This is a genomic window from Variovorax sp. VRV01 (assembly GCF_014852545.1).
In the GTDB taxonomy this organism is placed as follows: Bacteria; Pseudomonadota; Gammaproteobacteria; order Burkholderiales; family Burkholderiaceae_C; genus Variovorax; species Variovorax beijingensis_A.
Genome location: NZ_JACVBS010000001.1, coordinates 86739 through 106575, shown reverse-complemented (window position 1 = coordinate 106575; position 19837 = coordinate 86739). Strand labels below are relative to the sequence as shown.

Below are 19837 nucleotides of genomic sequence, written 5' to 3'. Positions count from 1 at the left end.
GATTCGGGACCCGCAGCCTGCGCTATAATCTTGGGCTCGGCACAAAACTGTGCCGAACGGCTCTTTAGCTCAGTCGGTTAGAGCGATGGAATCATAATCCACAGGTCCGCGGTTCGAGTCCGTGAAGAGCCACCAACACTGCTTCCGCGATGGCTCGCTGAAGCTTAAAAGCCCCAAGTAAATCAACTACTTGGGGCTTTTTTCATTGCGCTTGCTCCCGCATCAGTCCGGGTGCTTCCGAGGCATTGCGCAGTCACTGCACCATCTCCTTTGACGGTGGATGGACCTCTGGCAGCACAATGTGAGCGGGCGGTCGTGCCCGCCACCCCGTCAACTCGCAACCATCTTTTCAGGACTGAGGTCGATGATCTACGAACTGCGCGTCTATACCGCAATGCCTGGCCGCCTACCCGACGTTCTTGCCAGATTTCGCGACCACACCGTGGGCATCTGGAATCGGCTGGGAATTCGTCAGCTCGGATATTGGACGACTGCCGTCGGACCTGACAGCAACGCGCTGACCTACATGCTTGTCTGGGAGAGCCTGGCCGATCGTGAGACCAAGTGGGGCAAGTTCGTCGTCGATCCCGAATGGGTCGAGGTCAGAAAGGCGAGCGAGGCAGCCGGACCGATCGTTGCGAAGATGGACAACTCGTTCTTGGCGCCAACCTCTTTCTCGCCTGCGAAATAGTCTCTTCCGCGGTGGACGGGAGCGGCGCGCAGTGCTTTCCGACAGGTCCTTGGGGGCTCCCATGAAATCGCGTCCTCTCGCCCAAGCGTGATGTATGTCACGAATTCGGCTCGATTTTTCGAGACATCCGTTCCAGGCGCCCCGCGTTTTTCCACCGCTCCACCCCCTGCCCATTCCGCAGGCAACCTAGTGCCAACCCCCGTCAATGCTGGCTCCGCCGACCCTGGTCCTCAGACAACCCACAGAGTTGTGCACAGAAAAAAGGAACAAGTCATCAATTTGACTTGAGCGGCCGCTTCATCCCGCTTTGCGAAAAGTCAGGTTGATGCGCCGGCGGCCCAGCAGCGCGTGCGGCCGGTCTTCCAGCGGCAGCACGCCGTGGTAGCGCAGCCGGTCGGGCCCGCCCCACACCGCCACGTCGCCGTGCACCAGCGGAATGCGGGCGGCCTTGTCGCTGCGGGCGAGTCCGCCGAAGAGGAAGGTGGCCGGCATGCCGAGCGATACCGAGACGATGGGCGCGCCGTAGTCGCGCTCGTCCTTGTCCTGGTGCAGCGACAGGCGCGTGCCGGGCTCATAGCGGTTCACCAGGCAGGCGTCGGGCTCGAAGTCCGCAAACCCGGCCTCGGCGGCCGATGCCTTGGCCAGGCGCGCGAAAGCGGCCGGCATCGCGGGCCAGGGCAGGCCTGTTTCGGGATCGTGCTCGCCATAGCGGTAGCCGCGCCGGTCCGAGATCCAGCCGAGCCGGCCGCAGTTGGTCATCGCAACCGACATCGTGAAGCCGCCGGGGGTTACCAGGTGGCGGAAGGCGGCGCGCTGCTCGACCTCGTGCAGGCCCGACAGCAGTTCGTCGACACAAGGCAGCGCGAATCCGCGCAGGACGAACGCACCGGGCCCGATCGACTGCTTGCCGCGCGGCGATGCGGCATCTTCGAGGGCATCGGAGAAAAGGTCGAAGGTCACGGCAGCACGATTTTCTCGCGCGGCGGGCCGCCTGCCACGGCCGCTGCCACCAATCGCCCCAGGGTCTGCATCGCCTTTTCGCTCTGCGCGTCCCAGGCATGCCCATAGTTCAGGCGCAGGCAGTGCGCGAAGCCGCGCGTGGCCGAAAAAATGGGCCCGGGCGCCACGCTGATGCCGCGCTCCAGCGCTTGCGCATGGATCGCGAGCGCATCGACCTGCGCCGGCAGTTCGACCCACATGAAGTAGCCACCCAGCGGCCGCGTGGCGCGCGTGCCCGCAGGAAAGTAGTGGCCCACTGCCTGCGCAAAGCTCGCCTGCTGCACAGCCAGCACCTGGCGCAGCTTGCGCAGGTGCTTGTCGAGCCCGCCTTTTTCGAGGTAGCTTGCCAGCGCGAGCTGCGCGGGCACCGAGGTGCTGAGCGTGGTCGTCAGCTTCAGCCGCGCCACGTTGCGCGCGAAGCGCCCGGCCGATGCCCATCCGATGCGGTAGCCCGGTGCCAGGCATTTCGAGAAAGACGAGCAATGCAGCACGAGGCCCTGCGTGTCGAAGGCCTTGGCCGGCGGCGGGCGCCGGTCGCCGAAGTAGAGCTCGGCATACACGTCGTCCTCGATCAGCGGCAGCGCATGCCGCGCGAGCAACTCCACCAGGGCTTTCTTCTTCGCGTCGGGCATCAGGCTGCCGAGCGGGTTCTGGAACGTGGTCATGAGCCAGCAGGCCTTGGGCCGGTGCGCCGCAATGGCCAGCTCCAGCGCCCCCAGGTCGATGCCTTCGCCGGGATGCGTCGGCACCTCGATCGCTCGCAGGCCCATGCGCTCCAGCGCCTGCAGGGCCGCATAGAAGGTGGGCGATTCGACGATCACCGAATCGCCCGGGCGCGTGACCGCCGCGAGGCACAGGTTGAGCGCCTCCAGCGCACCGTTGGTGACGACGATCTCGTCGGCCGGCACCTGCATGCCGTCGCCCAGGTAGCGCAGCGCGATCTGCCGGCGCAGGGCCGCGCTGCCGGGCGTGAGGTCGTCCACGGTGCTCCACGGATCGAGCGACTTGGCGCTCGCGGCCATGAACTGGCCCAGCCGTGCCAGCGGAAACAACAGCGGGCTCGGGAACGCCGAGCCGAAGGGAACCACCTTGCGCGACATGCTGGCCTCGAGGATGTCGAACACGTGGTCGCTCACGTCGAGCGACCTGGGGCCCTCGGCCGGGCGCGACGTGAGGTTGGCCTCGGGCGGCGCATCGCGCAGCCCGCCGCCCGTGACGTAGTAGCCCGAGCGGTCCCGCGCGCGCACCAGGCCGCGCGCCTCCAGCAGGTAGTACGCCTGGAACACGGTGGAGGCGCTCACGCCGCGGCTCTCGCCGGTGTGCCGCACCGAGGGCAGGCGGTCGCCGGTCTTGAGCGTGCCGTGGCGGATCGACGCCTCGATGTCGGCGGCAAGGGCTTCGTAGCGCTTCATGGCAGGGCGGCCTTCATTCGGTGGGACTTTATCTGCACCGGTGATTTGGTTTGGATCTGCATCTGTTTTTTTGGCTGCGCTTGCGGCACAGTCGGTGCATGTCCAATCTCATGCGCGCGGTACGCGCGGTTCTCTGGAGTTTCATCGGGCTGGGCGGCCGCCGCGCGGAGGCCGACCGGCGCACCGCACAGGTGGGGCTCTTGCCGCTGATCGGCGTTGCGCTGGTTACCGTGCTGCTGCTCATTGCGGGACTGCTGGCGCTGGCGCGCTTCGCGGCCGGCACATGAAGAAGAACAACGCAGCCCGCCGCATCGCCGCGATTGCATTGCTGCTGCTCGGCCACGGCATCTTCGCCATGGCGGCGGCGCCCGCCGCACCGGCCGCCTCTTCCGCGAGCGACATCGAACAGCGCGTGGCCGCCTGCATCGCCTGCCACGGGCGCGAAGGCGCGACCACCAACGCCGGCTACTTTCCGCGCCTCTCGGGCAAGCCCGCGGGCTACCTGTTCAACCAGCTGCGGAGCTTTCGCGACGGCCGGCGCTTCAACGCCGACATGAGCTACATGGTGCAGCACCTGTCCGACGCCTACCTGATGGAAATGGCCGAATACTTCGCGGGCCTGGACCTGCCCTACCCGCCCGTCTCGCCTGCCAGCGACGCGCCGCCCGCACAGCTGGCGCGCGGCCGCCAGCTGGCGCTCGAAGGCGATGCGGCAAGGCGCATTCCGGCCTGCGTGCAGTGCCACGGCGCCGCGCTCACCGGTGTGCAGCCGGCCATTCCGGGGCTGCTGGGGCTGCCCCGCCTCTACGTGTCCTCGCAGCTCGGCGCCTGGCTTACCAGCGAGCGGCATGCGCTGGCGCCCGACTGCATGGCCGAGATCGGCCGCCGCATGACCACCACGGACATCAATGCGGTGGCCAGCTGGCTCGCGGTGCAGCCGATGCCGGCCGATCCGAAGCCCGCTGCCTCGCTGCCCGCTGCACTGCCGATGCGCTGCGGCGGCATGCCGAAGTGAGGCGCCGATGAAGATGCGACATCTCGGCTGGACGCTGTTGATTCTCGTGCTGCTGCTGGGCGCGGCGGCCGGCGGCATCGTCGCGCTGAACCTGCGCGGCGAAGACCCGCTGCCCGAACAGGCCGAAGCCTTCAACGCCACGCCGCAGCTGGTCGAACGCGGGCGCTACCTTGCGCTGGCCGGCAACTGCGCCGGCTGCCACACCACGCGCGGCGGCCAGCCCTATGCCGGCGGGCTGCCGATCGAGACGCCCTTCGGCACCGTGTATTCGAGCAATCTCACGCCCGACGCGCAGAACGGCATCGGCAGCTGGAGCAGCGCGCACTTCTGGCGCGCGATGCACAACGGCCGCAGCAAGGACGGCCGCCTGCTGTACCCCGCCTTCCCCTACCCGAACTTCACGCAGGTCACGCGCGAAGACTCGGATGCCATCTACGCCTACCTGCGCAACGTGCCGCCCGCGCCCGTGCCCAACCTGGCGCATCGGCTGCGCTTTCCCTACGACACGCAGGCCGCACTCGCAGTCTGGCGGGCGCTCTCCTTCAAGCCCGAGGCTTTCGTGGCCAACGCGGGCAAGCCGGCCGAATGGAACCGCGGCGCCTACCTGGTCGGCGGGCTGGGCCATTGCATCGCCTGCCACGGCAGCCGCGATTCGCTCGGCGCAACGCAGGCGAAGCTGGGCCTCTCAGGCGGGCTGATCGCGGTGGAGAACTGGTATGCGCCATCGCTTGCCGACCCGCACCAGGCCGGCGTGGCCGATTGGCCGACGGGCGACGTGGTCGCGCTGCTCAAGAACGGCGTTGCGCCGCGCGGCTCGGTCATGGGGCCGATGGCCGACGTGGTCTTTCGCAGCACGCAGTACCTGAGCGAGGCCGACCTGGCCGCGATGGCCAGCTACCTGAAAGACCTGCCCGGCGTGCCGGCGCAACCTGCGGCGCCCGTACGCACGGCAGCCGCGTCCACGCGCCGCGATGCCGGCACCATGGCCCGCGGCGCCAAAATCTACGACCAGCAATGCGCCTACTGCCACGGCGACCAGGGCCAGGGCGCGCCGGGCGCCTTTCCGCCGCTGGCGGGCAACCGCGCCGTGAACATGGCGCAGACGACCAACCTGATCCAGGTGATCGCCCACGGCGGCTACCTGCCCTCCACCGCTGGCAATCCGCGGCCCTACGGCATGCCGCCGTTCGGGCAAGTGCTCGATGCGGCCGACGTGGCCGCGGTGCTCACCTTCATCCGCGGATCGTGGGGCAATGACAGCCCGCCCGTGACGCAGCTCGACACGATGCGGCGCTGAAGGGCTGGCAGTGCCCGCTCAGGCCGCCACGGGCTGGTTCTGCGCGCCCGCTTTGGCCGGCACCGGCATGTACTGCGACCAGTCGATGATCTCCAGCGTGCCGTCGGCATGCTCGGCGAGCGCCGTCAGGCTCTCGACCCAGTCGCCGTCGTTGCAGTAGAGGATGCCGTCGATGTCGCGCATCTCGGCATGGTGGATGTGGCCGCAGACCACGCCCTGCACGCCGCGCTTGCGGGCCTCGCGCGCCACGGCGTTCTCGAAGTCGCCCACGTAGCTCACGGCGCGCTTGACCTTGCCCTTGAGGTACTTGGAAAGCGACCAGTACGGCAGTCCCATGCGTGCGCGCAGCGAGTTCAGGTGGCGGTTGAGCTTGAGCGTGAATTCATAGAGCGAATCGCCCACGTGCGCGAGCCACTTGGCGCACTGGATCACGCCGTCGAAGAGGTCGCCGTGGATGATCCAGAGCTTGCGGCCGTCGGCGGTCTCGTGGATCCATTCCTCGGCCACGTCGATGCCGCCGAAGTTGTGGTTCAGGTACTTGCGCGCGAACTCGTCGTGGTTGCCCGGAATGAAGATCACGCGCGTGCCCTTGCGCGCCTTGCGCAGCAGCTTCTGGATCACGTCGTTGTGCGCCTGCGGCCAGTACCAGTTCCGCTTGAGCTGCCAGCCGTCGATGATGTCGCCGACCAGGAACAGGGTCTCGCACTCGGTGTGCTTCAGGAAATCGAGCAGCGCGCGGGCCTGGCAGCCGGGGGTGCCCAGGTGCAGGTCGGAGATCCAGAGGGTGCGGCAGCGCAGCGGCGGGCGCGCAAGATCCTCGTCCTCCGGCTCGGGGGCCCGGGTCGCGGTGTCGCGCCATGCGCGCAGGAAAGCATCGTCGCGTTGCATGGACGGGTAGGCTCCCACCAACGCGTGACCGGGCGATGGCGATCCCGTGACATATCGGTGACGCCGAAGGCCGCGCTTCGGGGGGCGTCCTCAGCAGCGTTGGATTTCGACCGTCGAGTGGCGGATTTCCTCGTGCATCGAGAAGCAGGCCCGCACCTCGTCGGCCGTGAGCGTGGGCGAGTGCGTCACCACCGTGAGCGCGCAGGCATAGGCCTCGCGGCCCACGCGCCACACGTGCAGGTCGGACACGCGGGTTTCCGAATCGGCCAGCATCGTTTCGACGCCTTCACGGATCTCGGCCGTCACGGGATGGTCCATCTCGCGGTCGAGCAGCACCTTGCCGGTTTCCTTGAGCAGGCTCTTGGCCCACACGGCCACCAGCACCGCGCCGACGATGCCCATCACCGGGTCGAGCCAGGACCAGCCGAAGAACCAGCCGCCGAGCAGCGCGCCGATGGCCAGCACCGAGGTGGCGGCATCGGCCACCACGTGCAGATAGGCCGAGCGCAGGTTCAGGTCATGTCCGTGCGCGTGGCCATGGTCGTCGTGATGATGGTGCGCATGGCCATGGCCATGGCCATGGTCGTGCCCATGCCCGTGATGGTGCGCCGACCCCAGCAGCCGCGCGCAGACCAGGTTGACCACCAGCCCGAGCACGGCCACCGCCACGGCTTCGCGGTAGTGGATGGCCGAGGGCGAGAGCAGCCGCTCGATCGAGCCCACCACCATCAGTACCGCCACGCCGAGCAGCATCAGCGCGCTCGCAAAACCGCCCAGCACCTCGATCTTCCAGGTGCCGAAGGCAAAGCGCGGATCGCGCGCGTAGCGCCGCGCGGCCGCATAGGCGAAGGCGCTCAGGCCGATGGCCAGCGCGTGCGAGCTCATGTGCCAGCCGTCAGCCAGGAGCGCCATGGAGTTGAACCACCAGCCGGCACCGATCTCGACCACCATCATTGCGGCGGTGATCCACATCACGAGGCGGGTGCTGCGCTCGGCCGATTCGTTGCCAGCGCCGAAGTGATGGTCGTGCTGCCAGGCACTCAGGTCATGGGTATGCATGGGTTGTCAGACTCCAAAGAGGTCCTGTCCGTCGGACCGGCTCGAAGGCGGCGTCACACCCAGGTGGCGGTAGGCCGCCAGCGTGGCGATGCGCCCACGCGGCGTGCGCTGCAGGTAGCCCTGCTGGATCAGGTAGGGCTCGATCACGTCCTCGATCGTGTCGCGCTCCTCGCCGATGCTGGCCGCCACGTTGTCCAGGCCCACCGGGCCGCCGTCGAAGCGATGGATGACGGCTTCGAGCAGCTTGCGGTCCATCAGGTCGAAGCCCTGCGGGTCGACGTCGAGCATGGCGAGCGCCTTGTGCGCGATGTCCTCGGTGATGCGGCCGTTGCCCTTGACCTCGGCGTAGTCGCGCACGCGCCGCAGCAGGCGGTTGGCGATGCGCGGCGTGCCGCGCGAGCGGCGCGCGATCTCGAAGCCGCCGGCCGCGTCGGTGTCCACCTTGAGCAGGCCGGCGCTGCGCCGCACGATGCGCGCCAGTTCCTCGGGCGTGTAGAACTCCAGCCGCGCCACGATGCCGAAGCGGTCGCGCAGCGGGTTGGTGAGCATGCCGGCGCGGGTGGTGGCGCCCACCAGCGTGAAGGGCTGCAGGTCGAGCTTGATGCTGCGCGCCGCGGGGCCTTCGCCGATCATGATGTCGATCTGGTAGTCCTCCAGCGCGGGGTAGAGGATTTCCTCGACCACGGGGCTCAGGCGATGGATCTCGTCGATGAAGAGCACATCGTTGGGCTCCAGGTTGGTCAGCAGCGCCGCCAGGTCCTTGGGCTTTTCGAGCACCGGCCCGGAGGTCTGGCGCAGGTTCACGCCCAGCTCGGCCGCGATGATGTGCGACAGCGTGGTCTTGCCCAGGCCGGGCGGGCCGAACAGCAGCACGTGGTCGAGCGCTTCCTTGCGCTTGCGCGCCGCGCCGATGAAGATCTCGAGCTGCTCGCGCACCTTGGCCTGGCCCACGTATTCGTCGAGCAGCTTCGGGCGCAGCGCCCGCTCGATGGCCTCTTCCTGGGGCGAAGCGGGGGCGGCGGACACCACGCGGGGCGGGGCAGGGGCGAAGTCGTCGGTCTGGATGGTCATGGAATGAGGGGCTGCGAGCACGAGTTTAGTGCCTGCCACACTGGCAGAATGCTTCGGCCATATAACAAACGAGGGGAAGCCGGCACGTGTCGATCTACGAACTGAAACCACGGTTCCAGGGGCTGCTGCGGCCGCTCGTCGGGCGCCTGCATGCCCTGGGCGTCACCGCCAACCAGGTCACGCTGGCCGCGTGCGCGATTTCGGTCGTCCTCGGGCTCTGGCTTTTCTTTGCGGCGCCGTCGATGGCCGCCTTCGGGCTCATCCCGGCGTGGATGTTCGTGCGCATGGCGTTCAACGCCATCGACGGCATGCTGGCACGCGAGCACGGCCAGCAGAGCAGGCTCGGGGCCTTCCTCAACGAGCTGACCGACGTGGTCTCCGACGCCGCGCTGTACCTGCCGTTTGCGCTGGTGCAGCCGTTCAGCCCGTTCTGGGTCGGCACGGTGATCGTGCTGGCGGGCCTGAGCGAATTCGCGGGCGCGCTGGGCCCCACGGTGGGTGCCTCGCGCCGCTACGACGGGCCGCTCGGCAAGAGCGACCGCGCCTTCGTGTTCGGCGCGCTCGGCCTCTATGTGGCGCTGGGCTGGCCGCTGCCGGGCTGGGCGGCGTGGCTGATGCCGCTTGCCGCGGTGCTCGTGGCCTGGACGGTGGTCAACCGCGTCCGCCGCGCGCTGGCCGAGGCGCCGTAAACCCGCACACGACGAACACAGAGAAATAGCCACAGGGATCCGATGACCGACAACAACACCCAGCAACGCATTCCGCAGGAGCGCCAGTTCCGCACGCACGACGGCGAATCGCTCTTCTACCGGCACTGGCCGGCCACCGGCGCCACGCGCCGCGGCGCGATCGTGCTGTTCCACCGCGGCCACGAGCACGGCGCGCGCATGGCGCACCTGGTCGACGAGCTCGACCTGCCCGACTTCGACTTCTTCGCGTGGGACGCGCGCGGCCACGGCCGCTCGCCGGGCCAGCGCGGCTACAGCCCGAGCTTTGCCACCTCGGTGCGCGACGTGCAGACCTTCGTCCAGCACATCGGCAGCACGCACGGCGTGGCGGAGCACGACGTCCACGTGATTGCGCAGAGCGTGGGCGCCGTGCTGGTTTCCACCTGGGCGCATGACTACGCGCCCAAGGTGCGCGGGCTCACGCTGGCCTCGCCGGCCTTCAAGGTCAAGCTCTACGTGCCGTTCGCGCGCGCGGGGCTGGGGCTGCTGCACAAGCTGCGCGGCCTGTTCTTCGTCAACAGCTATGTGAAGGCGAAGTTCCTCACGCACGACCCCGAGCGCATCGCCAGCTACGAGAGCGATCCGCTGATCTCGCGGCCGATCGCCGTCAACATCCTGCTCGGCCTCTACGAAGCCGCCGACCGCGTGGTGGCCGATGCCAACGCGATCACGCTGCCCGTGCAGCTGCTGATCTCGGGATCGGACTGGGTGGTGCACCACAAGCCGCAGCACCAGTTCTTCGAGCGCCTGGGCAGCGCCGTGAAGACCAAGCTCGAGCTGCCGGGCTTCTTCCACGACACACTGGGCGAGAAGGACCGCGCGCCGGCGGTGCAGGCCATCCGCGAATTCATCCTGCAGCTGTTCGACCAGCCGCCGGCGCCGGTCGACCTGCGCGCCGCGCACCTGGGCGGCAACACCGCCGACGAGTCGCGCGCGCTGGCCGAGCCGCTGGCGCCGCTCTCGCCACGCGGCGCCTACTGGGGGCTGACGCGCGCCGGCCTGCGCCTGGGCGGCATGCTTTCGCGCGGCGTGAAGCTCGGGCACGACACCGGCTTCGATTCGGGCAGCACGCTCGACTACGTCTACCGCAACGAACCGCAGGGCAAGGGCGCGCTGGGCCGCGCCATCGACCGGACCTACCTGGACTCGATCGGCTGGCGCGGCATCCGCCAGCGCAAGATCCACGTCGAGGAGCTGATCCGCATCGCCATGGAGCGCCTGGCCGAGATGCATCGCGAAGTGCGCGTGATGGACATCGCGGCCGGCCATGGCCGCTATGTGCTCGACGCGGTGCTTGCGAGCCCGGTCAAGGCCAGCTCGATCCTGCTGCGCGACTACAGCGACATCAACGTGCGCGACGGCCGCGCACTCATTGCCGAGAAGGGCCTGGAAGACGTGGCGCAGTTCGTGCAGGCCGACGCCTTCGACCGCCTCAGCCTGGCCACCGTGACGCCGCGCCCCACGCTCGCGGTGGTGTCGGGCCTCTACGAGCTGTTCCCCGACAACGAGATGGTGCGGCGCTCGCTCGCGGGCGTGGGCGATGCGGTGGAAGACCGCGGCTACCTGGTCTACACCGGCCAGCCCTGGCATCCGCAGCTCGAGATGATTGCGCGCGCACTCACCAGCCATCGCCAGGGCGAAGCCTGGGTGATGCGTCGCCGCACGCAGGCCGAGATGGACCAGCTGGTGGAGGAAGCGGGCTTCCGCAAGATCGACCAGCGCATCGACGAGTGGGGCATCTTCACCGTCTCGCTCGCGGTGAGGGTCGCGTGAGCGTCGGGCTGCGCACCAGATGAAGCACTGGCTCGCACAACGGCCCTGGAAGCGCGCCACCGCCTGGCTCGTGTTCCTGGGGCCGTTGTTCTATGCGACCTACGGCCTGGCCAACTGGTGGGCCGCCACGCGCGCGCAGGTGCCCTCGATGGCCTTCGAGTGGGAGCGGCAGCTGCCCTTCTGGGCCTGGACGATCTTTCCGTACTGGACGATCAACGTCTTCTACGCGCTCTCGCTGTACCTTGCGCGCAGCAGGCACACGCTCGACCGGCATGCCCTGCGGCTGGTGAGCGCAACACTCATCGCCTGCACCTGCTTCGTGATCTGGCCGCTGCATTTCAGCTTCGGGCAGCCGGCGGTCGAGGGCGCGCCAGCCTTCCTGTTCAACGCCCTGCGCGGCTTCGACCAGCCCTACAACCAGGCGCCTTCGCTGCACATCGCGCTGGCGGTGATCCTTTGGGATTGGTACCGGCAGTTCCTGCGCGCCGCGTGGGCCAGGCTGGTGCTGCATGTGTGGGCGTTCGCGATCTGTGCCTCGGTGCTCACGACCTGGCAGCACCATTTCATCGACATTCCGACCGGCGCGCTGCTCGGACTGTTCTGCGTCTGGCTGTGGCCGCTGGAGCGCACGGTGTCGATGCCGCGCGCCTGGCGCTGCACGCGCGATGCGCAGCGCCGGAAGCTCGCGGGCTTCTACGCCGTGGGCGCGGCGCTGTTCCTCGCGGCGGCCATGCAGCTGGGCGGCGTTGCGCTGTGGCTCGCCTGGCCTTCGGCCTCGCTGGCGCTGGTGGCACTCAACTACATCGGCTTTGGCGCGCGCGGCTTCCAGATGAATGGCCAAGGCCGCATGGGCTGGGCGGCACGCTGGCTGCTCGCACCCTATCGCCTCGGCGCGGCCGTCAACGCATGGCTCTGGACGCGCAGGCTGCCGGCTTTCGTCGAAGTGGTGCCGGGCCTCTTGCTCGGGCGGCGGCCCACGCGCGCCGAATGGATTGCCGCCGGCCGGCCCCGTCTCGTGAGCCTGTGCGCCGAGCTGCAGGTGCCGGCCGGCGTGCCGCACGCGCGCTGCGTGCCGATGCTCGACCTGACCGTGCCGCCGACCGTGCGGCTGCAGCGCGCCGCCGCGGTCATCGAAGGCCAGCGCCGCAATGCCGACGGCGCGGCCGTGTGGGTCTGCTGCGCGCTGGGCTTTTCGCGCAGCGCCGCCGCCGTGATCGCCTGGCTGGGCCGCTACGGTGCGGTGGGCGGACTGGCGCAGGCCGAGGATGCCGTGCGCCTGGCGCGACCGCAGATCGTGCTGCGGCCGGCGTGGCGGATGTCGCTCGCGCCCTTGGGCACCGCCGCTTCGGGAGCACCGCCCCATGACTGACAGCGAACGCGCCACCTGCGCCTCGCTGGCCGCGTTGCTGCGCGCCGCGGCGGTGCTGGCGGTGTGGGGCTTCGCGCTCACATGCATTGCGGCGCTGGTGCTCGCGCTCACATTGCGCTCGCTGTCGAGCACGGCCGCCATGGGGTTTGGCGCGGTGCTGGTGCTGGGCGCGCTCGAGCGCTATTTCGCATTCAGGCTGCGCTTCGACCAGGCGCTGTTCGCCGACCTGGCGCGCAGCGCCATCGCATCGCTGGACGCGCTCGACACCGCGCTCGACCGGCTCGGGCTGCGCAATGCGGAGGCGTCGAAGGCCCTGCGCCCGCTCGAGGACCGCGTGCAGGGCACCCGCCAGCTCATGCAGCGGCATGCCATCGTGGTCGCCTGCCAGAGCGCGATGTTCCTTCTTGCCTTGATGACACAGGATCTCTCTTGACCGAAGAAGACGACAAAAACGAAAAAGACCACCGCCCCGAAAGCACGGTACTGCGCCGCGCGCTGGCCGTGGTCGCGGGCAAGCTCATCATCGGCGCGGCGGGCCTCCTGACCGGCGTGCGCGCCATCTGGAGCGGCACCACGCCCAAGGCCGAGCAGACGCTCTACTTCGCCAACCACACGAGCCATGGCGATTTCGTGCTGCTGTGGGCCACGCTGCCACCCGACCTGCGCGCGCTCACGCGGCCCGTGGCCGGGCAGGACTACTGGATGGCCTCCAGGCTACGCCAGTTCATCGGCGCCGACGTGTTCAACGCACTGATGATCCGGCGCGACGGCTCGGGCCAGGGCGAGAACCCGGTCGAGCAGATGAAGGAGGCGCTGGACGGCGGCGACTCGCTCATCATGTTCCCCGAGGGCACGCGCAACACCGGCGACGACATCCTGCTGCCGCTCAAGAGCGGCCTCTATCACCTGGCGCGCGCCTGCCCCAATGTGCGGCTGGTGCCGGTCTGGATCGAGAACCTCAAGCGCGTGCTGCCCAAGGGCACGCTGGTGCCGATTCCGCTGGCCTGCACGGTGCGCTACGGCACGCCGATCCGGCTCGAAGAAGGCGAAGACAAGAATGCCTTCATCGCCCGCGCGCGCGCCGCCATGCTCGACCTGCGCCCCGAATACGACCGCCTGCCCGAGCAAGAAAAGGCAGCAGCAGCCCCATGAACATCTCCGCTTCCACCCAGACCACGCTGCAGTTGTTCGGCGGCGTGGCCGGCGTGCTGATCCTCGCCTCGGCCATCGGCGCGCTGCTCAAGTGGCGCGTGGCGGCGGGGCAGCCGAACTCGGTGATCGACAACCTCAATGCGCGCGTCAACGCATGGTGGGTGATGGTGGCGGTGATCGGCCTGGCCTTTGCGTTCGGCAAGGGCGGCGTGATCGTGCTGTTCTACCTGATCTCGTTCTATGCGCTGCGCGAGTTCATCAGCCTGGCCTACACGCGGCGCGGCGACCATCATGCGATTGCGGCCGCCTTCTACATCGGGCTGCCGGTGCAGTACTTCCTGGTGTGGATCGACTGGTACGGGCTCTATTCGATCTTCATTCCGGTCTACGCCTTTCTGGTGCTGCCGATTCTCGCGGCCGTGGGCGGCGACACGCAGCGCTTCCTGGAGCGCACCTCCAAGATCCAGTGGGGCCTGATGGTGTGCGTGTTCTGCATCAGCCACGTGCCCGCGCTGCTCACGCTGCAGATCCCCGGTTTCGAGGGCCGCAACCTGCTGCTGATCGCGTTTCTCGTGATTGTGGTGCAGGGCAGCGACGTGCTGCAGTACGTGTGGGGCAAGCTTTTCGGCCGGCGCAAGGTGGCGCCCGAGCTCTCGCCTTCCAAGACCTGGGAAGGCCTGGTCGGCGGCGTGGCCAGCGCCACGGCGCTGGGCGCGGCGCTCTACTGGGCCACGCCATTCAACCCGTGGCAGGCCGCGCTGATGGCGCTCACCATCTGCCTCATGGGATTCTTCGGCGGACTCGTGATGTCGGCCATCAAGCGCGACCGCGGCGTGAAGGACTGGGGCTCGATGATCGAGGGCCACGGCGGCATGCTCGACCGGCTCGACTCGGTGATCTTCGCGGCGCCGATCTACTTCCACGCATTGCGCTACTGGTGGGTGCCATGAGCACAGGCAGCAGCACGCGCACGAGAAAGCCCGCAGCCGCCGAGCAGCGCGTTCCGCACGACACACCCATCGAATGCAGCAGCGCCGCCGCATGGGAGCGCTGGCTCAAGCGCCACCATGCCACCGCCGCCGGCGTGTGGCTGCGCATCGCGAAGAAGGACAGCGGCATCGCCTCCATCGACCACCCCGCGGCGCTTGAAGAGGCGCTGTGCTGGGGCTGGATCGATGGCCAGCGCAAGAGCGAGGACGCGCAGTATTTCCTGCAGCGCTTCACCCCGCGCACCGCGCGCAGCACCTGGTCGAAGATCAACCGCGACAAGGCCCTGGAGCTGATCGGCCAAGGCCGCATGCAGCCCGCCGGCCTGGCCGAAGTGGAGCGCGCCCGAGCCGACGGCCGCTGGCATGCGGCCTACGATGCCCAGAGCGTCGCCACCGTGCCGCCTGACCTGCAGGCCGCGCTCGACGCCAACCCCAAGGCCGCCGCCTTCTTCGCCACGCTCGATTCGCGCAACCGCTATGCGGTGCTGTTCCGCACGCAGGGCGCGAAGAAGCCCGAGACGCGGGCGAAGCGCATTGCGCAGTTCGTGGAAATGCTCGCGAAGGGCGAGAAGATCCACCCCTGAGCGGGTCCGGCGCCTTATTTCGCCAACGCCTTCAGCGCCAGCTTGATCCCCTCGCTCACCGTCGCGTCCTTGGGCAGCGCCTTGAGCGCCAGCGCGGCCTCCTTGTCGCTGTAGCCCAGCGCGACCAGCGCCTGCAGGATGTCGGCCTGCGCGTCGGTGGCCGCATGCGCGGGCAGGCCGATGTCGGCACCCAGCTTGCCCTTGAGTTCGAGCAGCAGCCGCTCGGCGGTCTTCTTGCCGATGCCCGGGATCTTCACCAGCCGGCCGAGCTCCTGCGTCGTGATCGCCTGCGACAGCTCGCCCACGCTCATCCCCGACAGCAGGCCGAGCGCGGTGCGCGGGCCCACGCCGGTGATCTTGATGAGTTGCCGAAAGGCCGCACGCTCCTCGGCGGTGCCGAAACCGTAGAGAATCTGCGCGTCCTCGCGCACCACGAAGTGCGTGAGCAGCGAAACGCGCTCTCCGGTGCCGGGCAGGTTGTAGAACGTGCTCATCGGCACATCGACCTCGTAACCGACGCCGTTGCAGTCCACCACCACCTGCGGTGGGTTGCGCTCGGCCAGGATGCCGGTGAGTTTGCCTATCATTGGCCCACCCCCGTTGCTTGCTCACTTCGTGTAGCCGCCTCCCCCCTCAAGGGGGCAACACCGGCGGCCCGGCAAAGCCGGTTCCGCGGTGTTCCCCGCTTTGGATTGCGTTTTTTCGAGCATGACTGGTCTTGCATAGGGCTGCCAAAAAGATGGAAATGGATACCGCGTGATTCTGCGACACACCTTTACCCCGCCCAACAACTCGCGCCTGGGCCACCTGTGCGGCCCGCTGGACGCGCACCTGCGCCGCATCGAGGAGGCGCTGGGCGTGAAGATCGCGCACCGCCACGAGCAGTTCAAGGTCGATGGGCCCAAGGCCTCCGCGCAGCGCGCAATGGACGTGCTGCAGGCGCTGTACGAGATCGCGCAGCGTCCGATCGATCCGGCCGTGGTGCAGCTCACGCTCGCGGGCGACGGCTCGATGAGCGACGAGGACGCGGCCCTGCTCGTCACCCGCCGCGCCGACCTGCGCGCGCGCACGCCCACGCAAGCGCTGTACCTCGACAACATCGCCAAGCACGACATCACCTTCGGCATCGGCCCGGCCGGCACCGGCAAGACCTATCTGGCCGTGGCTTGCGCGGTCGATGCGCTCGAGCGCGCCGCGGTGCAGCGCATCGTGCTCACGCGACCGGCTGTGGAAGCGGGCGAGCGGCTCGGCTTCCTCCCGGGCGACCTGACGCAGAAGGTCGACCCCTACCTGCGCCCGCTGTACGACGCGCTCTACGACCTCATGGGCTTCGAGAAGGTGCAGAAGGCCTTCGAGCGCAATGCGCTCGAGATCGCACCGCTGGCCTTCATGCGCGGACGCACGCTGAACAACGCCTTCGTCATCCTCGACGAAGCGCAGAACACCACGGTCGAGCAGATGAAGATGTTCCTCACGCGCATCGGCTTCGGCGCCAAGGCGGTGGTAACCGGCGACGTGAGCCAGATCGACCTGCCCAAGCAGCAGCTGAGCGGGCTGATCGATGCCGAGCGCGTGCTCAGGCGCGTGAACGGCATTTCGATCACGCACTTCACCAGCGCCGACGTGGTGCGGCATCCGCTGGTGGCCAAGATCGTCGATGCCTACGACGGGCAACGCAAGCGCGCCGGAGCGCATTGAAATGGCGCTGCCCGCACTTTCCCTTTCGCTGCAGTTCGCGCGCTTCAAGGGCGTCGAACGGCACCGCGCCGCGCTGCCGCGCCACGCCGTCACACGCTGGATCCGCCATGCGCTCGAGATCGACGGCGAGATCACGGTGCGCATCGTCGATGCCGAGGAAGGTCAGCGCCTGAACCGCGAGTTCCGCGGCAAGGATTACGCCACCAACGTGCTGACCTTCGACTACACCCAGAGTCCGATGGTGATGGCCGACCTGGTGCTGTGCGCGCCGGTGGTCGCGAGCGAGGCGAAGGAACAGCGCAAGACCCTGGCCGCCCACTACGCGCACCTGCTGGTCCACGGCACGCTGCACGCGCAGGGCTGGGACCACGAGACCGGCGAGGCCGACGCCGAGGCCATGGAAGCGCGCGAGATCGAGATCCTCGCGGGCCTCGGCATCCGCAATCCGTACGGCCGCTGAGGCCCGCGCGCGGCGCTACGCCATCTGCAGCGGGATGGTGACCGGCCCGTCGTTGACCAGGTGAACCTGCATGTCGGCGCCGAACTCCCCGGTGGCCACCACCGGATGCGCGGCGCGGGCCCGGTCCACGAAATAGTCGTAGAGCCGCCGCCCCTCGTCAGGCGCCGCCGCCTGCGTGAAGCTGGGCCGGTTGCCGCCGCTCACGTCGGCGGCCAGCGTGAACTGGCTCACCACGAGCAAGCCGCCGCCGATGTCCTGCACGCTGCGGTTCATCTTGCCCGCCTCGTCCGAAAAGATGCGCAGCTTCAAGAGCTTGGCCAGCATGCGGTCGGCCATCGCATCGGCATCGCCGCGCTCGGCGCACAGCAGCACGAGCAGGCCGGCGCCAATGGCGCCGACAGTCTGCCCGGCGATGTCGACACGCGCGCTGGCCACGCGCTGGACGACGGCTTTCATACCGCTTCTTCCTCGATGCGCGGGCCGCGTGCTTCCATGCCCAGGGGCAGCAGCTGGATGGTCACGCGCAGGCCCGGCACGGCGTCCATCAGCGCCTGCTCCAGTTCGTCGCGCATCGCGGCGGCATGCTGCAGCGTCCACTCGCCGGGCACATGCATGTGCAGGTCGGCGAAGCGGCGCTGGCCCGCGCGCCGCGTCACCATGTCGTCGAAGCGCATGCGCGTGCCTTCCGGCATGCGTGCGGCAAACTGGTCGAGCGTGGTGCGCAGCGTGGCAATGGTTTCGGCGTCGAGGGCCTCGTCCATCAGCCCCTGCGACGAGCGCCACACCAGCCTGACGCCTTCGCGCACGATGTTGAGCGCCACGCCAATGGCCAGCACCGGATCGAGCCAGAGCCAGCCGCTGAAGTGCACGGCCACGATGCCGACCACCACCCCGGCCGAGGTCCACACGTCGGCCATCAGGTGCCGCGCATCGGCTTCGAGCGCAATCGAGCGGTGCGTTCGCGCGGCGCGGAACAGCGCAAAAGCCAGGGCCGCGTTGAAGCCCGAACTGACCACCGAGAGCCCGAGCCCCCAGCCCAGCTGCTCCAGCGGCTGCGGCGCAAGCAGCCGCTGCACCGAGACCCAGAGGATGGCGGCGGCGGCGCCGACGATCAGGATGCCCTCGAAGCCCGACGAAAAGTACTCGGCCTTGTGGTGGCCGTAGGGATGGTCCTCGTCGGCCGGCCGCGAGGCGATGGTCACCATGCCCAGTGCAAACATCGCGCTCGCAAGGTTGACGAAGGACTCCATCGCATCGGAGATCAAGCCCATCGAGTTGGTCACATAGCCCGCCAGGCCCTTGAGCAGGATGGTGACGAGCGCAACCGCCACGGAAACACGAAGCAGCGTCTTGGGCGTGAAAGTCATGCAGGGAAGGCGTAGGCGATAAAAGTCGGCAAGAATGCGGCAAAGGTCCGCATCCGCGATCGAATTATCGAGCGCGGCCTCCATCTGCCGACTCCATGTATTTAATATTTGTGGCACCGCGAGACATTCGCAGAAGAGTGATGATGAAAAAATTCCTGATCGCCGTGGGAGGCTTCGCCTTCTGGGGCGCAGCGGCGTTGGCTCAAGCGCAGGCGCCTTCCCGTCCTGCGGGCGCCATCCCCGCTGCAGAACCGCAGGCAGGGTTCGTGAAATCGGTGCGGGGCAACGTGCAGCTGCTCAGCACCGCCGGCACGCTCCGCGCAGCCAACGCAGGCGATGCGCTGGCTGCCGTGGACCGCATCGTGACCGGTCCCGACTCATCCGCCTCGGTGGTCCTGCGCGACGACACGACGCTGGTGGTCGGGCCTTCGTCGCGGCTGGACCTGAAGGAATTCCACTTCAATGCCACCACGCACGAAGGCGGCGTGCTCGTCTCGCTGCTGCGAGGCTCCATGCGCATGATCACCGGCCTGATCGGCAAGACCAATCCCGACGCGATACGGGTGGAGACGCAAACCGCCACCATCGGCATCCGCGGAACCGACTTCATCGTGCAGACCGACGGGCAGCCATGAGGGAGGCGACGACGAACCGGGGCCTTCTTTCCATTGCCGCACTGGCCGCGGCACTGCTGGCCGCATGTTCGGCGCCAGGCACCCGCGTGGTGCTGCTGCCGCAGGCGGACGACAAGCCTTCCGCCGTGATCGTGCGCGCGAAGGACGGCGAGGAAGTCCTTTCCAGGCCCTACCAGCGTGCAACCGCCGCCGTCGGCGCCTCCGGTGCACCGGTGGTCGACCAAGCCGACCCGGCCAAGGTGCAGGCGGACCACAAGATCCTGTTCGACATGCGGCCGCCCGCGCCGCAGCGCTACACCGTGTATTTCGAAGTTGGCGGCACCACGCTCACGCCCGCGTCGCAGCAGGTCATGAACGAGGCGCTGATTGCCGCGCAAACCCGCAGCGGCAGCGACATCGTGGTGACCGGGCACACCGACACCAAGGGCGCGCTCGAGCAGAACGACATGCTCTCGCAGCGGCGCGCGCAGGAAGTGGTGCAGCTCTTCATCGAACGGCAGTTCCCGGCCAGGCGCATCGAGGCCGTGGGCCGCGGCGAGCGCGAACTCGCGGTACCCACCGCGGACGAAGTGGACGAGCCGCGCAACCGGCGCGTCACCATCGAAGTCCGCTGACGGCCAGGCGCGCGGCGCTCGCCGCGCTGCCGGCCC

At 68.5% G+C, this 19837-nt stretch carries 23 protein-coding genes and 1 tRNA gene; 16 read left to right on the top strand and 8 right to left on the bottom strand.

Annotated elements, in window-relative coordinates:
* Positions 1–58 precede the first annotated feature (58 nt).
* Together IB278_RS00515 and IB278_RS00510 are read left to right on the top strand one after the other, a co-directional pair.
* Positions 59–135: transfer RNA gene (locus tag IB278_RS00515), tRNA-Met, on the top strand.
* 229 nt (positions 136–364) lie between these two features.
* Positions 365–691 carry an NIPSNAP family protein gene (locus IB278_RS00510; RefSeq protein WP_145740051.1) on the top strand — a complete coding sequence of 109 codons (327 nt, stop codon included), beginning with the start codon at positions 365–367 and terminating at the stop codon, positions 689–691.
* Positions 692–988: 297 nt separating this feature from the next.
* Here the strand turns inward: IB278_RS00510 and alkB are convergent, their stop codons facing one another.
* The gene (alkB, locus tag IB278_RS00505) at positions 989–1651 is read right to left on the bottom strand and encodes a DNA oxidative demethylase AlkB (RefSeq protein WP_192322371.1); all 663 of its coding nucleotides are present in this window, start codon (positions 1649–1651) and stop codon (positions 989–991) included.
* Complete coding sequence (locus tag IB278_RS00500) at positions 1648–3102, bottom strand: PLP-dependent aminotransferase family protein (protein WP_192322370.1); 1455 nt, start codon at positions 3100–3102, stop codon at positions 1648–1650. Before IB278_RS00500 ends, alkB begins: the two co-directional genes overlap by 4 nt.
* 98 nt (positions 3103–3200) lie before the next feature.
* Between IB278_RS00500 and IB278_RS00495 the strand changes: the two genes are divergently transcribed.
* The 3 genes from IB278_RS00495 to IB278_RS00485 are packed head-to-tail and all read left to right on the top strand — an operon-like array spanning position 3201 to position 5414.
* On the top strand, positions 3201–3389 hold the full coding sequence (locus IB278_RS00495; protein ID WP_145740046.1) for a DUF2970 domain-containing protein: 189 nt from the start codon (positions 3201–3203) through the stop codon (positions 3387–3389).
* Complete coding sequence (locus IB278_RS00490; protein WP_145740044.1) at positions 3386–4117, top strand: c-type cytochrome; 732 nt, start codon at positions 3386–3388, stop codon at positions 4115–4117. The genes IB278_RS00495 and IB278_RS00490 overlap by 4 nt, the downstream gene beginning before the upstream one ends.
* A gap of 7 nt (positions 4118–4124) precedes the next feature.
* Complete coding sequence (locus tag IB278_RS00485; protein WP_192322369.1) at positions 4125–5414, top strand: c-type cytochrome; 1290 nt, start codon at positions 4125–4127, stop codon at positions 5412–5414.
* An 18-nt stretch (positions 5415–5432) separates the two neighbouring features.
* Here IB278_RS00485 and IB278_RS00480 read toward each other — a convergent pair whose 3' ends face one another.
* The 3 genes from IB278_RS00480 to ruvB all read right to left on the bottom strand — a co-directional run bounded on the left by IB278_RS00480 (position 5433) and on the right by ruvB (position 8432).
* Positions 5433–6302 (bottom strand): UDP-2,3-diacylglucosamine diphosphatase, encoded by an 870-nt coding sequence (locus IB278_RS00480; RefSeq protein WP_192322368.1) that lies wholly within the window; start codon positions 6300–6302, stop codon positions 5433–5435.
* 90 nt (positions 6303–6392) lie between these two features.
* On the bottom strand, positions 6393–7361 hold the full coding sequence (gene dmeF / locus IB278_RS00475) for a CDF family Co(II)/Ni(II) efflux transporter DmeF (protein ID WP_192322367.1): 969 nt from the start codon (positions 7359–7361) through the stop codon (positions 6393–6395).
* A gap of 6 nt (positions 7362–7367) precedes the next feature.
* Complete coding sequence (ruvB, locus tag IB278_RS00470; protein WP_145740036.1) at positions 7368–8432, bottom strand: Holliday junction branch migration DNA helicase RuvB; 1065 nt, start codon at positions 8430–8432, stop codon at positions 7368–7370.
* An 86-nt stretch (positions 8433–8518) separates the two neighbouring features.
* Here ruvB and IB278_RS00465 point away from each other — a divergent pair, with 86 nt between their 5' ends.
* From IB278_RS00465 to IB278_RS00435, 7 genes are read left to right on the top strand one after another with little or no spacing between them, the layout of a single operon-like run.
* Positions 8519–9121, top strand: a complete 603-nt coding sequence (locus IB278_RS00465) for a CDP-alcohol phosphatidyltransferase family protein (RefSeq protein ID WP_145740034.1) — start codon at positions 8519–8521, stop codon at positions 9119–9121.
* Between the two features lie 42 nt (positions 9122–9163).
* The gene (locus IB278_RS00460; RefSeq protein WP_145740032.1) at positions 9164–10933 is read left to right on the top strand and encodes a bifunctional alpha/beta hydrolase/class I SAM-dependent methyltransferase; all 1770 of its coding nucleotides are present in this window, start codon (positions 9164–9166) and stop codon (positions 10931–10933) included.
* A 19-nt stretch (positions 10934–10952) separates the two neighbouring features.
* Positions 10953–12302, top strand: a complete 1350-nt coding sequence (locus tag IB278_RS00455) for a phosphatase PAP2/dual specificity phosphatase family protein (RefSeq protein WP_145740031.1) — start codon at positions 10953–10955, stop codon at positions 12300–12302.
* Entirely contained in the window at positions 12295–12735 is a 441-nt protein-coding gene (locus IB278_RS00450) for a hypothetical protein (protein ID WP_145740029.1), read from the top strand. Before IB278_RS00455 ends, IB278_RS00450 begins: the two co-directional genes overlap by 8 nt.
* Positions 12732–13454 carry a lysophospholipid acyltransferase family protein gene (locus IB278_RS00445; protein ID WP_225612636.1) on the top strand — a complete coding sequence of 241 codons (723 nt, stop codon included), beginning with the start codon at positions 12732–12734 and terminating at the stop codon, positions 13452–13454. Before IB278_RS00450 ends, IB278_RS00445 begins: the two co-directional genes overlap by 4 nt.
* Complete coding sequence (locus IB278_RS00440; RefSeq protein WP_145740028.1) at positions 13451–14404, top strand: phosphatidate cytidylyltransferase; 954 nt, start codon at positions 13451–13453, stop codon at positions 14402–14404. The genes IB278_RS00445 and IB278_RS00440 overlap by 4 nt, the downstream gene beginning before the upstream one ends.
* Positions 14401–15027 carry a YdeI/OmpD-associated family protein gene (locus IB278_RS00435; protein WP_145740026.1) on the top strand — a complete coding sequence of 209 codons (627 nt, stop codon included), beginning with the start codon at positions 14401–14403 and terminating at the stop codon, positions 15025–15027. Before IB278_RS00440 ends, IB278_RS00435 begins: the two co-directional genes overlap by 4 nt.
* Before the next feature lie 14 nt (positions 15028–15041).
* Here the strand turns inward: IB278_RS00435 and ruvA are convergent, their stop codons facing one another.
* Positions 15042–15614 carry a Holliday junction branch migration protein RuvA gene (ruvA, locus tag IB278_RS00430; protein ID WP_124958725.1) on the bottom strand — a complete coding sequence of 191 codons (573 nt, stop codon included), beginning with the start codon at positions 15612–15614 and terminating at the stop codon, positions 15042–15044.
* Positions 15615–15783: 169 nt separating this feature from the next.
* Here ruvA and IB278_RS00425 point away from each other — a divergent pair, with 169 nt between their 5' ends.
* On the top strand, positions 15784–16725 hold the full coding sequence (locus IB278_RS00425; protein WP_145740024.1) for a PhoH family protein: 942 nt from the start codon (positions 15784–15786) through the stop codon (positions 16723–16725).
* Between the two features lies 1 nt (position 16726).
* Positions 16727–17185, top strand: coding sequence for an rRNA maturation RNase YbeY (gene ybeY, locus IB278_RS00420; RefSeq protein WP_145740023.1), 459 nt, complete (start codon positions 16727–16729; stop codon positions 17183–17185).
* Between the two features lie 15 nt (positions 17186–17200).
* Here ybeY and dtd read toward each other — a convergent pair whose 3' ends face one another.
* The gene (gene dtd / locus IB278_RS00415; protein ID WP_145740021.1) at positions 17201–17641 is read right to left on the bottom strand and encodes a D-aminoacyl-tRNA deacylase; all 441 of its coding nucleotides are present in this window, start codon (positions 17639–17641) and stop codon (positions 17201–17203) included.
* Positions 17638–18552: a cation diffusion facilitator family transporter gene (locus IB278_RS00410; protein ID WP_192322366.1), complete on the bottom strand. Its 915-nt coding sequence runs from the start codon at positions 18550–18552 to the stop codon at positions 17638–17640. The genes dtd and IB278_RS00410 overlap by 4 nt, the downstream gene beginning before the upstream one ends.
* A 140-nt stretch (positions 18553–18692) precedes the next feature.
* Between IB278_RS00410 and IB278_RS00405 the strand changes: the two genes are divergently transcribed.
* The gene (locus IB278_RS00405) at positions 18693–19187 is read left to right on the top strand and encodes a FecR domain-containing protein (protein ID WP_145740018.1); all 495 of its coding nucleotides are present in this window, start codon (positions 18693–18695) and stop codon (positions 19185–19187) included.
* Complete coding sequence (locus IB278_RS00400) at positions 19184–19801, top strand: OmpA family protein (protein WP_145740017.1); 618 nt, start codon at positions 19184–19186, stop codon at positions 19799–19801. The genes IB278_RS00405 and IB278_RS00400 overlap by 4 nt, the downstream gene beginning before the upstream one ends.
* Positions 19802–19837 lie beyond the last annotated feature (36 nt).

Coding starts and splice junctions, on each gene's coding strand:
- IB278_RS00410 (WP_192322366.1), bottom strand. CDS start 18,552: ATGACTTTCACGCCCAAGACGCTGCTTCGTGTTTCCGTGGCGGTTGCG.
- IB278_RS00440 (WP_145740028.1), top strand. CDS start 13,451: ATGAACATCTCCGCTTCCACCCAGACCACGCTGCAGTTGTTCGGCGGC.
- dtd (WP_145740021.1), bottom strand. CDS start 17,641: ATGAAAGCCGTCGTCCAGCGCGTGGCCAGCGCGCGTGTCGACATCGCC.
- IB278_RS00510 (WP_145740051.1), top strand. CDS start 365: ATGATCTACGAACTGCGCGTCTATACCGCAATGCCTGGCCGCCTACCC.
- IB278_RS00450 (WP_145740029.1), top strand. CDS start 12,295: ATGACTGACAGCGAACGCGCCACCTGCGCCTCGCTGGCCGCGTTGCTG.
- ruvA (WP_124958725.1), bottom strand. CDS start 15,614: ATGATAGGCAAACTCACCGGCATCCTGGCCGAGCGCAACCCACCGCAG.
- IB278_RS00405 (WP_145740018.1), top strand. CDS start 18,693: ATGATGAAAAAATTCCTGATCGCCGTGGGAGGCTTCGCCTTCTGGGGC.
- IB278_RS00480 (WP_192322368.1), bottom strand. CDS start 6,302: ATGCAACGCGACGATGCTTTCCTGCGCGCATGGCGCGACACCGCGACC.
- ybeY (WP_145740023.1), top strand. CDS start 16,727: ATGGCGCTGCCCGCACTTTCCCTTTCGCTGCAGTTCGCGCGCTTCAAG.
- ruvB (WP_145740036.1), bottom strand. CDS start 8,432: ATGACCATCCAGACCGACGACTTCGCCCCTGCCCCGCCCCGCGTGGTG.
- IB278_RS00460 (WP_145740032.1), top strand. CDS start 9,164: ATGACCGACAACAACACCCAGCAACGCATTCCGCAGGAGCGCCAGTTC.
- IB278_RS00495 (WP_145740046.1), top strand. CDS start 3,201: ATGTCCAATCTCATGCGCGCGGTACGCGCGGTTCTCTGGAGTTTCATC.
- dmeF (WP_192322367.1), bottom strand. CDS start 7,361: ATGCATACCCATGACCTGAGTGCCTGGCAGCACGACCATCACTTCGGC.
- IB278_RS00435 (WP_145740026.1), top strand. CDS start 14,401: ATGAGCACAGGCAGCAGCACGCGCACGAGAAAGCCCGCAGCCGCCGAG.
- IB278_RS00485 (WP_192322369.1), top strand. CDS start 4,125: ATGAAGATGCGACATCTCGGCTGGACGCTGTTGATTCTCGTGCTGCTG.
- IB278_RS00490 (WP_145740044.1), top strand. CDS start 3,386: ATGAAGAAGAACAACGCAGCCCGCCGCATCGCCGCGATTGCATTGCTG.
- IB278_RS00455 (WP_145740031.1), top strand. CDS start 10,953: ATGAAGCACTGGCTCGCACAACGGCCCTGGAAGCGCGCCACCGCCTGG.
- IB278_RS00400 (WP_145740017.1), top strand. CDS start 19,184: ATGAGGGAGGCGACGACGAACCGGGGCCTTCTTTCCATTGCCGCACTG.
- IB278_RS00500 (WP_192322370.1), bottom strand. CDS start 3,102: ATGAAGCGCTACGAAGCCCTTGCCGCCGACATCGAGGCGTCGATCCGC.